Genomic DNA, 12,444 nt, shown 5'->3' with positions numbered 1-12,444 from the left:
CATGAGCTGGTGGAACTCTCCTCTGGTCTACATCGTGTTGCTCGGCCTCGCCGGGATCGTCGTTTGGTCCCTCATCCCCAGACGCTTCGCCAATGCGAAGCTGGTCGTCCAACTCGGCTTTTTCCTCGCCATGTCGGCCATGGTTCTCGACCTGCGCGTCGTGCCATACGAGACCGCAGGGGACAACGAGACAACCGGAGGAGCGATCCTCATCGGCTCGGTCAAGCTGCTCTGGTGGGTTCACCTTGCCTGGGCGCTAATCGGATTTGTCCGTATCTATCTCGTCTTCGAGCGAAAGCCGCGCGAGGCACGTCTCCTGCAGGACGTCGTGGTCGGTGTCGTCTACGCTGGAATGTTCCTGTCGATCCTGGCGTTTGTCTTTGCAGTGCCGGTCGGAACGCTCATTGCCACGTCGGGCGTGTTTGCCGTCATCCTGGGACTGGCGCTCCAGAATACGCTTGGTGACGTATTTTCGGCGATCGCGCTTAACCTCGGCCGCCCTTACGTGCTTGGAAACTGGATCATTCTAGGCGACGGAACCGAAGGCCGCGTTGTCGAGACCAACTGGCGGTCGACCCAACTTCTGACCCCGACCCACAATGTCGTGGCGCTGCCAAACAGCCTTCTCGCCAAGATCGGGGTAACAAATCTAAGCGGTCCGGACGAGAGCCATGGACTTGCCGTAACCGTCAAGGTGGCGCCAACGAAGACGCCGGCGATCATCGTAGAGCTCATGCGCACTGTCTTGCTGAGCTGCAATTCAATCCTCCAGGAGCCTTCGCCTTCGGTCACCATCAGAAGCCTGGATGCCGCAGCTATCGAGATCGAGTTGTTTTTTCGCGTCGCAAGTATCGACCAGCGAAGTGCCGCTCGGAACGAAATCTTCGATCTCATTTATCGCCATTCAAAGTCGACCGGCATGCTGCTGGCGGAGCCATTTTCGGGCTCGATTGCCATGACCAACCGGCCGGGCCACGAGATGGCGGCCTCCCATGGCTTCACCCCGATCGAACTCATCAATTCCATACCGGTATTCTCGGCGCTAACGGATACCGAGCAGGAGTCGCTCGCCAAAGCGGCCTCGGTTCGCACCTACCATAAGGGCGAAATCATCGCACGACAGGGAGAGATGCTGCCGTCGCTTATGATCGTACGGACGGGAGTCATCGTCCGGCAAATTGGCGAGGGCGATGATCAACTGCAGGAGATCGGCCGGCTTGCACCTGGCGATTTCTTCGGCGAGACCGGCTTGCTCGCCGGCATTGGCGAGATGTCAAGTTTGCGGGCAATGACCCCCATCACGGTTTACGAGATAGACCAGGAAAACTTTGCGCCGCTGCTGCACGACAGGCCCGAAATGGCCGAAGATCTTGCCGCGATCCTGTCGATGAGGGTGTCGGCTCTTAATGAAAGCGGCATCGCCGGACAGCACCACGCGGGCTCCAAATTCGCGCTCCTCAAAGCCATTCAGACAGTCTTTCGCGCCGCTCCGTTCAAGCGCGTTCGAGCACCTGGCTGATAAGGCATGCAGAAGGACAGAGATCCATGACCATCCGCCAAAGCGATATCACAGGCATCGATACACTCATCCAGCCGGCTATCCGTGATTTTGCGGACGGACTGAAGATAAGGCGCGTATTGCCGTCCTCGAATCGCCTGATGATCGGGCCCTTCATCCTGTTCGACCATTTCGGCCCCGCTATGTTCGACGCAGGTCACGGTTTCGATATGGGACCGCATCCGCATATCGGCGTTGCGGCCGTGACCTACCTGATCGATGGCGAGATCGTCCATCGCGACAATTTGGGTAAAGTGCAGACCATCCGTCCTGGCGAGGCCAACTGGATGACGGCCGGGTCGGGCATCGTTCATTCCGAGCGCACGCCACCGGACGTTCTCCGACATGGTCTATGCCGAAATTGTGCTCACGAGCGGTGCGCGCTACCAGGTGAAACCCGAACACCGTGAGCGTGCGATCTACATCGTCGCCGGTGAGGTTGGAATTGTCGGCCAGCTCGGTACGTTTCATGAGCCGAATTAGTAGCTCTGGCGCGCGGCGTTGAGATTGTGCTCCAGGCGCCTGCCTTCCATGCGGCGAGACTGATGCTGATAGGAGGTGAGCCCCTGGCCGAGCCACGTCATATCTATTGTAACTTCGTCTCCTCTTCAGCCGAACGGATCGAGCAGGCAAAGGCGGATTGGCGCGAACGCCGCTTCCCCGGCGTGCCGGGAGAGCACGAGCTCATGCCTCTGCCGGATGGCAGCATGTGAGGGATAAGGCAGCGGATGGTGACCTCAGCGCCGCGACAGCTTGACGCCGGGTGGCGCAGGCAGACCACTACGACATCAAGTAGAGATCGTTCATCGTTTCCTCATCGAGCAAACCGTCGAACCAGACGTCGAAGATTGTCTCGAGGAGGAACTCGTCGTTGCTTGCTTCGGAAAACAGCGTCAGGGACGCGTGCAACTTCTTCGCATCAACGTCACCGAAGACAGCGCGAGCGCTTAGGCCGGAGAGCCGCTGCAGGGTGCCAACGCATTCCCGATAACGGCCTCCAAGGATCGGAAATGACAGATAGGCGCTGGCTTCGTCGAGCGATGTGATTGCATATGGCTCAGGCGCAGTACCGCTTCGCCTGGTGGCCAACCTTGGGAAGATGAACTCCATATAGGGAGTGCACATCATCCCTCGACGTAGAATGGCCAGCGCGTCGTCGTAGACCGGATCCTGTGCGCTGACGAACCTCTGCAAATCATACTCGTCAGGCATTTGGATAGATCCTTGGGAAACCCTCAACATTGGTGCCCTGACTAGCCGTCGACGACATCTGCATAGTCCGGGTGCTTGGCGAAAAAGCGGCTCATGAAGGGACATTTCAAGATCGCTTTACGGCCGGTTTTGCGGAGCAGTTCGAAGGTCCCTTGGGCCAATCGCGACGCGATCCCTTGTCCGGAAAATTCCGACGGGACTTCGGTGTGTATCAGCGCGACCTGCCCGCCCTCGAGCCGATAGTAGGCCGCCGCAAACATATCGCCGGCGATCGGCAACTCGAAACGGTGCTGTTGGACGTTTTCAACGACTTGTGCATCCATCTCTATCTCTCGATTGTATGTCACGTCTGTCACCGGGGGGAGATTGGCCGGCCGCTATCGCACCGCAGGCAACCGCAGAGTGACGGTCGTGCCTGCCCCGAGCGTGCTCTGAAGGTCGATGCTTCCGCCTGACTGCTCGACAAAGCGCTTCACCATCGGCAAACCGACGCCGCCGAGGCCTTCGCTTTTGGTGGTGAAGAACGGATCGAAGGCGCAGACCATTGTCTCGCTGGTCATCCCGATACCGTTATCCGCGACACGGATATCTACCTGACCGGCGGTAGAGCTTTCAGAGGCCAAGCCGGCATCGATCGAGATGAAACCGCCGTCAGGCATTGCATCGCGCGCGTTGAACAGAAGGTTCAGAACCGCATTTTGCAACCCAAAGCGATCGCATCTCACCAAAGGCAGGTCGGACCCAACCCGAAGCTCAAGACCGAAATTGGCATCCAAGGCGCTCCGCACGAGGGTTTCGATCTCAGCCAGGCAAGCATCTACGTTTGTGTATTCGATTTCCGCGTGGCTCTCTCGAGCCAGGCTGATGGTTTGCCGGACAAGGTCCCCAGCCCGTTCCAAAGCCGTTTTGGCGCCGGCAATTACAGGCCCAAGCGCCGGAGTCGCTTGGATGCTCGGATCGCGGGCCAGGTGGTTCAACGCCGACGAGGCGACCTGAATGAGATTGCCGAGGTCATGGACGATGCCGGCCGTCGACATTTGCACGGACATACCACTTCCAAGACCATCGGGCGGGCCGTCGAAGACATCTTCTTTTATGTCCGGACGAAACATTTCATAACCCCGTTGGCTCAGTCGACACCCATTTGCTTCAATACGCTATAATTTACGGCATTTATTGTCAATTATATCTAAGACGCCTCCGATACATACTTCTGTATATCCAAACGATAGACCAAGCTCTATTGATAGCCGATCCCGCTGATGTAGTTGGCAAGCAGCCGTTCCTGCAGTTCCTCTTGTTTGAAAAGCGCCTTCATCGCATCACGGATATCGAGGACGCCTAGCGGTTTCGAGTCAGCCCCTAGCACCGGCACATTCTGAAGGCCTTGCGCGGCCATGGTCTGCCAGACTGAATGAAGGTCGTCATCGGGACCACAGGACACGATGGACGTGCTCATCAATGCCGCAATCGGCGCTTCTGTTGGCCCTGAATTCGCCAGATGGCGGACAAGGTCGGACTTGCTCAGCACGCCTGCCGCCTCCCCACTGCCGTGGCACACCACGACCAGGCCTATTGCGGGCCCGGAAAGTGAGAGTGCTGCACTGCGGAGTGGAGCGTCGACATCAATCACCATGAGACGGGCCGATATTACTGGATGCAGACTGTCAATGCGCATGACGCCCTCCTGAGAGCGCCTCGCGGCCGCGGCCGGGAGGCTGAGATCGGTTCCAGTGTTGGTCGCCGAGCTCGGCGCCTTCGCCTGGCCGGTCAGAATGGCGCGCAAACAAGCGCCATTCTGACCCGTTCCAAAGATTAGCTCAGTGCTGCTTTGCTCAGGCCAAACTTCGCATCCCCCGAGCCCGGGACGGGTTTGAAGCCGATGTTCAGACGGTTCCAAGAATTGACCGCCATGACAACGAAGGTCAGATCGGAAATTTCCTTCTCGGAAAGCTGTGACCTGACCCGATCGTAGATCTCGTCGGGGACACCCTGCTCGGGCAGCTTGGTCAAGACTTCCGTCCATGCCAGGGCTGCACGCTCGCGAGGAACGAACAAGGTCGAATCCCGCCAGGCTGCCAGGTGGTAAAGGCGCAGTTCGCGCTCGCCATGAATCTTCGCCTGTTTGACGTGCATATCAAGGCAGAAGGTGCACCCGTTCACCTGCGCGGCTCGGACTGCAACAAGGTCGCGGATCGGTTCTTCGATCGACCCCTCTCGCGTCGCACCAAGAAATTCAATAAATTTCTTCAGAAGTTCCGGCGACTGCTCGGCATAACTCGCGCGTTGGGCGACGGCTTTTCCTTTCGGAGCGACCGGTGACGCTGCAATATTCATTACTTATCTCCTTGAGGTGTTTGCAATCCATTGCAGCGTAAGGATGACCGGTGAGACGAACTGTTGCTATCGTGCCGATGATATGTATTGCCACTCGATTGGGTTGGGGCGCCTAAACCGAAGTATAGGAGGTGGAAATTGGCACCTGACCGCTGCCCTCGGCAATTCGCTTTGGCGCAGGCATGCGACGGGCGCACAGCGTTTGGGTCACTTGAAGGGCGAGGCTGAACCGACCGGTGTCGATAGAACCTGGATCGAAACTGCGTTCACTCTTCGAAGGGAGCGTTCATCACAAGATCAACTGCCGAAGTCGCCTTGTAGCCTGAAACAAAGCGCTCGCCGAAGTCCCGGGCAAAGTTGTCGTAGGTGGTTTCCGGCCTGACCTCTGCGATATGGCAAAAGCATCGCGTCATCCGTCGCTTCATTTGGAGGCGTGGAAACTCACCGATGATCTTTGCAATCTCGGCTGACGAAATGAGGCTGTATTGCAAGCCGACGACATCGAGACAGATGCCGGCTGTGCAAAGCGCCACCTCAGCCTCCTTGTAGAGGCCGATTGACGGCGTCGAGTTGAGGGCGACGCTGTCCCAGATCAATTGGGCGCGCCGCTCGTCGAAGCCGCCCTCCCGAACGAAGGTGCGGGCAAGATCGGCGCCTTCCACTTCGAAACGGCGCGGCCCGGCGAAGTCCTCATTGAGCGTGACGTCATGCAACAGGGTTGCAACGGCAACAACCTCCGCGTCGTGCTGGATATTCTGAATCTGTCCGATCCGGGCCGCGAAAAGCCAGGATCGGACCACGTGGTTGAACAGGTAGGGTTCACATCGCTGGCGGGCATGTTCGATCGCTCGGCCAACAAGCGGAGTATCGGGGACCAAAATCCCCGCAAGTGTGCGGATGGCGATCGAATTCATGTCACTGACCGTCCCTTCGCGTACGCCCCGATGGTCCCGGGGGCTACGATTTCATTTCGCGTTCGTCGTAAGTTCCGTCTCGCTGGTGTCGACGACGAAAATAGCAAGCAGACGAGCGCCTTCCGTCTTGCTGGCGTTTTCGCTGACGGCATGACGGTCGCCAGGGAATTCCGAGAAACTCTCGCCGGCGCGATAAGTCTTCACCGGCCCGTCGTTGACCTGGCTTCGGATCGCCCCCTCCAGGACCGTGGCATAGATGAACGCGGATTTGGGATGGGTATGAGCCGGCGACGTACCCCCAGGCGCGTACTCGACGAGCACGGCTTTCATGCTCTTGCCGGGCACGTTTGGAAGAGCCTGGTCGTAGACAAGCTTTACGTTGGCGGCGTCATTGGCCATTGCTGCGGTGACGGAAGCGGAGGTGAGCGCGGCGCAGAGAAGTGTTTTGATCATGTCTGGTCTCCTTGTTGTGCGAATGGCGGGCCTATCCGATGATTACTTACTTCGGTGGTGTGTATCGGCTGAGCCAATCATCGAAACGCACGGCGCCGATGCGCGCGTTCTCGCCGGGCACCAGCGTTCGATCGTCGATTGCCACTTGGCCGTAGTAGAGCGCGCCGGGATCCGGGACGACTTTGCGCGGGTCGTTGGTGGCCTTCAGGAAGCGCTCGACAAGTTCGCTCATGCGGACACGCTCCGGGCCGGCAATTTCGATCATGCCGTTCAACGGCGCGGCAAGCGCGACGTCCGCCATCGCATCGGCAACATTATCAGCCGCCATGGGTTGGAAGTAGGCCGGCGACATATGAATGGTATCCCCGACGGCGCCCGTGTTTGCGATGGCGGCGGTGAATTCGAAGAATTGAGTGGCGTGAACGATGGTGTAGGGAATTCCGGACTCCCTGATCAGCTTTTCCTGAAGCAACTTGCCGCGGAAATAGCCCATGCCCTGCAGCCGGTCGGTACCGACGACCGACAGCGCCACGTGATGACGGACGCCGGCGGCCGTTTCGGCGGCAAAAAGATTACGCCCGGATGCCTCGAAGAACTCCAGGGCAGCCTTTTCCTCGAACGACGGCGAGTTCGCGAGGTCGACGACGACCTGCGCACCGGCAAGCGCGGCCGCCAGACCCTCTCCCGTAACGGTGTTGACGCCCGAATTCGGCGACGCCGCAAGCACGTCGTGTCCTTTGTTTCGCAGTCTCTCCACGGTCTTTGAACCGATCAGCCCGGTTCCGCCGATGACGACGATCTTCATGTCTGGTCTCCTGGTGTTGCGTGTCTATTTTTCGTTGCTCGATCGGATGCTGGGCGTTTCCGGCCTGCTACTGACTGACCGATGCAGCAGCATCCTCGATGAGTGACGTGACCTCGTCGGGATGCGAAACCATGAGCGCATGGGACGCACCCTCGATGACGACGGTCTTTACCGCATGCGCACGCTTGGCCATGAAGCTCATGACGGCTGCCGGGATGTTCCGGTCATCCGAGCCGTAGATCATGTAGGACGGCAGCGTCTTCCATGAGGCGACGCCCGAGGCTTCAGCCAGAGCCGCCTGCGCAACAGGGCGTTGAGTGGCAGCCATCAGCAAAGTCTGCTCTTGCGGAACGTCGGCGGCGAACTGGGCGCGGAACTTGGCCGGCTCGATGAAGAGGTCTTGTCCGCCGTCCGGCAACGCGACTGGAGCAAGCGCGCTCCCCAAGGTGCTGCCGGGAAACATGCTGGACAACGTAAGGCTCGATTCGCCGGTATCCGGCGCGAAACCTGCCACGTAGACCAATGCCTTCACATTGGGATTGCCATTGGCGGCCTCGGTGATGACAGGCCCGCCGTAGGAATGCCCCACCAGCACGACCGGCCCGGAAACCGACCGGACGATGGCTGAGACTGCTTTCGCATCGCTGGCAACGCCGCGGAGCGGATTAGCTGCGGCTATCGCTACATAACCGTCTTTGCTGAGCTTGGTGATGACTGCATCCCAGCTCGACGATTCCGCGAAGGCGCCGTGCACCAGTACGATCGTCGGCTTGGGCTGAGAATTCGCGGCCTGCGCCATCCCGCCGCCCGACGCGGCAAGCGCTGCGGTGAGGGCCAGGACTCGAGTTATGTTTCGCATTTGCTTTCTCCCGTGTGGCCTGTGGTGACCAATGCTCAGGAGAATGCGCCGACGCGGCCCGCCAACCTATTGTGCGGAAGGGTCTGTCATACAATGCCAAGGTGCAGGGTAGGTCACCAGGGAGATCAGGTGCCCTGCAGCATGATTGAGGTATCTATGCGGGGTGTGCATTGGCGGCGGTCGCCGGAACAGACACTGAGGGCGCGCGGCCAGAGAGTTGTGTTTGCAAGACGCCGCTGCCGCCGTGGCGAGAGCCTGGCGCGGTCGATCCGTTGAGCGCTGGTGAGCCGGCCGGATCGAACACGGCGGCAAAGCCTCCTCTCGTCAACGACATAGTTCCTGGCCTTCGGCCCGCATCGCCAAATGCCTTGGTATGGGTCAAACAGCCGGACCGGCGTTATTCGCCAGTCTATTGGCGCGACATCGCAGTCGTGGCTCAGAGCACTGCCATCCCGCCGTCGACCCGCAGATTGATGCCCGTGACGAAACTGCTCGCGTCCGAGGCAAGGAACAGGGCGGCTTTTGCCAGCTCTTCCGGCTGCCCCATCCGGCCCAGGGGTATTGCCTCCGCCATCGCCTTTTCAAACAGCCCGCGCTGCTCAAACGGTATGCCTAGCTTATCGAGAATAGCCGTATCCACCGGACCTGGGCTGAGCACGTTGACCCGGATGCCGCGAGACTTCAGTTCGATCGCCCAAGCGCGCGCAAAGGCATTTATGGCCGCCTTCGAGCCCGCGTAAACAGCATGACCGTCCAGAACCTTCTCGCTGGCCAGCGAGCCTGTGAGGATGATTGCGCCGCCATTCCGCATGATCGGAATCAGCTTCTGGACGCGAAGAAGACGCCTCGCGTATTGACGGCAAATTGCGCATCATATTCTGCCTCGGAGACGTCGGCCGAGTGCGTGATGGTGTTTATGCCGGCGTTCGCCATATAGATGTCGAGCGCCCCGAACCTCTGGCGGATCTGTTGCGCTACCTCGTCATGGTGCGACACGTCGGCCACATTTCCCTGAATGCCCAGCGCGCCTGCCCCGATCTGTGCGACCGCTTCCTCGACCGCCTGCCGCCGGCGGCCGGTAATGACGACTTGCGCGCCCTCGGCCGCAAAGACTTTTGCAGCCGATAGTCCGATCCCGCTGTTTCCGCCGGTGACCACCCCGAGAGTACGCCCATGTCGTTCCTGCCTTCGAAAAATAGTGCCGGTGCTGCTGCGATAGTCGCAACTGCTGGCCAAGAAAATTTCACGCCGAATTGAGACCGCCAAAATGAGCGGCAATCGCAAACGGCTACCGATTGATAAACTCCGGGCGCTTAGCCAGTTTGACGTCTTGCAGAGCGCTTTGGCCTTCAAGGCAGAACAAGCGCGCGGCGGCGACCCCCGACAGCGCGACGTAGTGTCGAACGCCGGCGATCGCCTCCGCGCTGCACAGGCGCAGTTGCCCGAGCGGCAGCCGTGGCGCAGCATATGTTTCGCGCCTCTGCCAGCGCTCCAGCTCGATGGCGCAGTGGTTCGGTTCCACAATCCGGGACATGAGCCGACAGAACCAGCATTCAGGCCACCGCTCGGCTATGCGAGCGCACAAGGTTTGACCTGGCGCGCCACCCGAAATGCGGTTCAGGGCGCGCGAAATATTGCCAAAGGTGGTCATCGGCGGCTCCAAGGAATTGCGGACAACATGCGGTCGTGACTGAGGGCGTGCTATCCTTTGATGAAGGCGAGCAGATCAGCATTGACCTGATCCTGGTGTGTGGCCGTGATCCCGTGGGGCGCGCCGGGGTAATAGATATCCTTTGCGCCTTTGATCAATCGGGCCGACTTGACTGCCGAGTCCTTGACGGGGACGATCTGATCGTCTTCGCCATGCAGGACGAGGGTTGGTACGTCGAACTTCTTGAGGTCCTCGGTAAAATCGGTCTCGGAGAACGCCTTGACGCTTTCGTACGCGTTCACGAGACCCGCCTGCATGCTCCAGAGCCAGAACTGATCCAGAGTCCCCTGGGAAACCTTGGCGTCCGGCCTGTTCGCGCCATAAAACAACGGTGCGAGGTCCCGGTAGTACTGCGAACGATCCTTGACGAGGCCAGCCCTTATGCCGTCGAATACCTCGATTGGCAGACCTTCCGGATTGGCCGGCGTTTTCACCATGATCGGCGGAACAGCGGCGATAAGAACAGCCTTGGCCACCCGCTTCGTCCCGTGCCGTCCGATATAGCGAGCAACCTCGCCTCCTCCGGTGGAATGGCCGACCAGCGTGGCGTCCCGGAGATCCAGCGCCTCGATCACGGCTGCAAGATCGTCCGCATAGCCGTTCATGTCGTTGCCGGACGTGGCCTGGCTCGATCGGCCATGGCCGCGCCGGTCATGCGCAACGACGCGAAAGCCGTTATGGGCAAGAAAGAGCATCTGGCCGTCCCAGGCGTCGGAATTCAGCGGCCAGCCGTGCGAGAACGTGACGACAGGACCCTTGCCCCAATCCTTGTAGTAGATTTCGGTGCCATCCTTGGTCGTGATGGTGCTCATCGTCTTGGTTCCTTTGATTGAGGGGGAAGAGGGAAGGTTTTGTTTTCGGCTCGTTGCCGAAGCAGCGCGGGGCAGTCCGGCGGCAACCGTAGAGATCAGGCCTGCCAACAAGACATCGCGGCGAGATCCGCCGACGGAGAAAAGTCCGTCTTTGTTCATCATGTCCATCCATGTGCTTTGAACATCCTGCTCACCATCACGACCGTCGAGTCGGCCTGTGCGGTCGCGTTCGGGGAGGAGCGAGCGAGGAGCGGTAGAAACGCGACGGTCGTGATGGCTTGCGAGGAACAGGATGCACCGATCCGGGCCGCGAACCTACTCTACGGAAGCATCTGTCATACGATGCCAAAGTGCAGGGCAGGCACGCCGAAGATAGGGCCGGGCTAAGGCAAGCTCTTATAGACACACGTCAATTTAGGCTTGGGTAGCGGCGCGGGGACCGACGCGGCACGGCCGGCGTCAGTTGCTGTTGCATGAAATGTTGCGAGTTTGTCGGTCAGACTGGCGCTGCCAAAGAGCGCCGCTCAGTGGTAACCGATGTTTGGCGCGGGCCTTGCCGCGAAACACCCAACAGGACCACCGATGTACATCAGGATCACCCGCAGCAGCACGAGCGTACCAACAGGCAGGAAGGCCTGGGCGCGCTGAGAAAGCACCTGAAATGGCCGGGCGGGCCGGGCGATCCTATTGGATGGGCATGGATCGGCTTGTGCCAAATTCTAGACCTCGCGCATCGGCGCGGGCAGCGTTTCCCACGCCCGGATCAGCTCACCGATGGAAGCGGCTTCCATCTTGCGCATGACATTGCCGCGGTGAAGCTTGACCGTCACTTCACTGATGCCGAGGTCGAAGGCGATCTGCTTGTTGAGGCGTCCGCGCGCCACTTCACGCAGGACCTCGCGCTCGCGCGGCGTCAGCGTCTCGACGCGCTCGATATTGCGCTTGACGATCACGGCATCCGCCCGCCGTTTGGCATCCACCGCAATGCCGGCGATCACAGCGTCAAGCAGCGTCTGATCCCGCACCGGTTTGGTGAGAAAGTCCACGGCGCCGGCCTTCATCGCCTGGACAGTCATCGGGATGTCGCCATGCCCGGTCAGGAAGATGATGGGTTTGGGGTTGCCGTTTTTCGCAAGATGGTGCTGCAGATCGAGACCGCTCGTGCCCGGCATGCGCACGTCGAGGATCAAGCAGCCGGGGCTCTCCAACACGTCGGCGTCAAGCAATTCACGGGTTGAGGTAAAGCACACCGGCAGGAAACCCGCCGACAGGATCAATTCAGACAGCGCCTCCCGAACAGAGGCATCATCATCGACAATAATGACCAGCGGCTGCTCGGCTTCAGCCCTTCGCTGCTGTGATGATGGCGTCGATCTCGGTAAGGGCAATTGGTCAACTCTCATGTTTAGCCTCCGTTTCTGGGTTGCGTAAAGCGTCGCCGATCGCCGCAAGCAGTGCCTGGCCATCGAACGGCTTGCGGAAAAGCCCGCCAATGCCCTTGGCGCGGTGCTGATCCACTATCTCGTGGCGGCCCGTGATCAGGAACACAGGCAGGTCCGGACGCGCCTTCTTGACCAAGTCACGAAGTTCAAAGCCGTCCATGCCGGGCATCCCGATGTCGGTGATAAGCATGTCCAATCCAGACAGGCCGCTGACCAGCAACGCCCCCGCCGACGAGAAGCTGCGGGCCACATACCCGGCGGACTCCAGAAGGTCCTCCAGCGACTCGAGCAGTCTTGGGTCATCGTCGACAATCGCCACGACAGGCCTCCGCTTGCTCACC

At 59.8% G+C, this 12,444-nt stretch carries 14 protein-coding genes and 2 pseudogenes; 2 read left to right on the top strand and 14 right to left on the bottom strand.

Annotated features, from left to right (window positions below):
* The first annotated feature begins 1 nt into the window (after position 1).
* Positions 2–1,519, top strand: a complete 1,518-nt coding sequence (locus NKI25_RS14730) for a mechanosensitive ion channel family protein (RefSeq protein ID WP_352622866.1) — start codon at positions 2–4, stop codon at positions 1,517–1,519.
* A 26-nt stretch (positions 1,520–1,545) separates the two neighbouring features.
* Positions 1,546–2,271, top strand: a pseudogene (locus tag NKI25_RS36445) (pirin family protein).
* Positions 2,272–2,338: 67 nt separating this feature from the next.
* Here NKI25_RS36445 and NKI25_RS14715 read toward each other — a convergent pair.
* The 14 genes and pseudogenes from NKI25_RS14715 to NKI25_RS14650 all read right to left on the bottom strand — a co-directional run bounded on the left by NKI25_RS14715 (position 2,339) and on the right by NKI25_RS14650 (position 12,443).
* Positions 2,339–2,770 carry a DUF1810 domain-containing protein gene (locus NKI25_RS14715; RefSeq protein ID WP_352592508.1) on the bottom strand — a complete coding sequence of 144 codons (432 nt, stop codon included), beginning with the start codon at positions 2,768–2,770 and terminating at the stop codon, positions 2,339–2,341.
* 41 nt (positions 2,771–2,811) lie between these two features.
* Positions 2,812–3,093 (bottom strand): GNAT family N-acetyltransferase, encoded by a 282-nt coding sequence (locus NKI25_RS14710; RefSeq protein ID WP_023674211.1) that lies wholly within the window; start codon positions 3,091–3,093, stop codon positions 2,812–2,814.
* Positions 3,094–3,147: 54 nt separating this feature from the next.
* Positions 3,148–3,882 carry a sensor histidine kinase gene (locus tag NKI25_RS14705; protein WP_352592505.1) on the bottom strand — a complete coding sequence of 245 codons (735 nt, stop codon included), beginning with the start codon at positions 3,880–3,882 and terminating at the stop codon, positions 3,148–3,150.
* Positions 3,883–4,010: 128 nt separating this feature from the next.
* Positions 4,011–4,448, bottom strand: a complete 438-nt coding sequence (locus NKI25_RS14700; protein ID WP_352592502.1) for a CBS domain-containing protein — start codon at positions 4,446–4,448, stop codon at positions 4,011–4,013.
* Between the two features lie 137 nt (positions 4,449–4,585).
* A complete protein-coding gene (locus NKI25_RS14695) occupies positions 4,586–5,107 on the bottom strand; it encodes a carboxymuconolactone decarboxylase family protein (RefSeq protein WP_352592499.1) in 522 nt (173 codons plus the stop codon).
* Between the two features lie 266 nt (positions 5,108–5,373).
* Positions 5,374–6,021, bottom strand: coding sequence for an HD domain-containing protein (locus tag NKI25_RS14690; protein ID WP_352455792.1), 648 nt, complete (start codon positions 6,019–6,021; stop codon positions 5,374–5,376).
* 51 nt (positions 6,022–6,072) lie between these two features.
* On the bottom strand, positions 6,073–6,474 hold the full coding sequence (locus NKI25_RS14685; RefSeq protein ID WP_352455791.1) for a cupin domain-containing protein: 402 nt from the start codon (positions 6,472–6,474) through the stop codon (positions 6,073–6,075).
* Positions 6,475–6,520: 46 nt separating this feature from the next.
* Positions 6,521–7,279, bottom strand: coding sequence for an SDR family oxidoreductase (locus tag NKI25_RS14680; RefSeq protein WP_023674205.1), 759 nt, complete (start codon positions 7,277–7,279; stop codon positions 6,521–6,523).
* Positions 7,280–7,346: 67 nt separating this feature from the next.
* Positions 7,347–8,138, bottom strand: coding sequence for an alpha/beta fold hydrolase (locus tag NKI25_RS14675; RefSeq protein WP_352592496.1), 792 nt, complete (start codon positions 8,136–8,138; stop codon positions 7,347–7,349).
* Between the two features lie 436 nt (positions 8,139–8,574).
* Positions 8,575–9,335 (bottom strand): annotated as a pseudogene (locus NKI25_RS14670) (glucose 1-dehydrogenase).
* 91 nt (positions 9,336–9,426) lie between these two features.
* Positions 9,427–9,789, bottom strand: a complete 363-nt coding sequence (locus NKI25_RS14665; protein WP_352592493.1) for a hypothetical protein — start codon at positions 9,787–9,789, stop codon at positions 9,427–9,429.
* Between the two features lie 50 nt (positions 9,790–9,839).
* Positions 9,840–10,820: an alpha/beta fold hydrolase gene (locus tag NKI25_RS14660; RefSeq protein WP_502897380.1), complete on the bottom strand. Its 981-nt coding sequence runs from the start codon at positions 10,818–10,820 to the stop codon at positions 9,840–9,842.
* Positions 10,821–11,380: 560 nt separating this feature from the next.
* A complete protein-coding gene (locus NKI25_RS14655) occupies positions 11,381–12,064 on the bottom strand; it encodes a response regulator transcription factor (RefSeq protein WP_031211078.1) in 684 nt (227 codons plus the stop codon).
* A complete protein-coding gene (locus NKI25_RS14650; protein WP_023716983.1) occupies positions 12,054–12,443 on the bottom strand; it encodes a response regulator in 390 nt (129 codons plus the stop codon). Before NKI25_RS14650 ends, NKI25_RS14655 begins: the two co-directional genes overlap by 11 nt.
* Position 12,444: the final 1 nt, after the last annotated feature.

The sequence above is a fragment of the Mesorhizobium sp. M0808 genome (assembly GCF_040320025.1).
In the GTDB taxonomy this organism is placed as follows: domain Bacteria; phylum Pseudomonadota; class Alphaproteobacteria; order Rhizobiales; family Rhizobiaceae; genus Mesorhizobium.
This window is presented reverse-complemented; position numbering and strand designations above follow the sequence as displayed.

Coding starts and splice junctions, on each gene's coding strand:
- NKI25_RS14655 (WP_031211078.1), bottom strand. CDS start 12,064: ATGAGAGTTGACCAATTGCCCTTACCGAGATCGACGCCATCATCACAG.
- NKI25_RS14705 (WP_352592505.1), bottom strand. CDS start 3,882: ATGTTTCGTCCGGACATAAAAGAAGATGTCTTCGACGGCCCGCCCGAT.
- NKI25_RS14685 (WP_352455791.1), bottom strand. CDS start 6,474: ATGATCAAAACACTTCTCTGCGCCGCGCTCACCTCCGCTTCCGTCACC.
- NKI25_RS14695 (WP_352592499.1), bottom strand. CDS start 5,107: ATGAATATTGCAGCGTCACCGGTCGCTCCGAAAGGAAAAGCCGTCGCC.
- NKI25_RS14730 (WP_352622866.1), top strand. CDS start 2: ATGAGCTGGTGGAACTCTCCTCTGGTCTACATCGTGTTGCTCGGCCTC.
- NKI25_RS14700 (WP_352592502.1), bottom strand. CDS start 4,448: ATGCGCATTGACAGTCTGCATCCAGTAATATCGGCCCGTCTCATGGTG.
- NKI25_RS14665 (WP_352592493.1), bottom strand. CDS start 9,789: ATGACCACCTTTGGCAATATTTCGCGCGCCCTGAACCGCATTTCGGGT.
- NKI25_RS14710 (WP_023674211.1), bottom strand. CDS start 3,093: ATGGATGCACAAGTCGTTGAAAACGTCCAACAGCACCGTTTCGAGTTG.
- NKI25_RS14690 (WP_352455792.1), bottom strand. CDS start 6,021: ATGAATTCGATCGCCATCCGCACACTTGCGGGGATTTTGGTCCCCGAT.
- NKI25_RS14715 (WP_352592508.1), bottom strand. CDS start 2,770: ATGCCTGACGAGTATGATTTGCAGAGGTTCGTCAGCGCACAGGATCCG.
- NKI25_RS14680 (WP_023674205.1), bottom strand. CDS start 7,279: ATGAAGATCGTCGTCATCGGCGGAACCGGGCTGATCGGTTCAAAGACC.
- NKI25_RS14675 (WP_352592496.1), bottom strand. CDS start 8,138: ATGCGAAACATAACTCGAGTCCTGGCCCTCACCGCAGCGCTTGCCGCG.
- NKI25_RS14660 (WP_502897380.1), bottom strand. CDS start 10,820: ATGAACAAAGACGGACTTTTCTCCGTCGGCGGATCTCGCCGCGATGTC.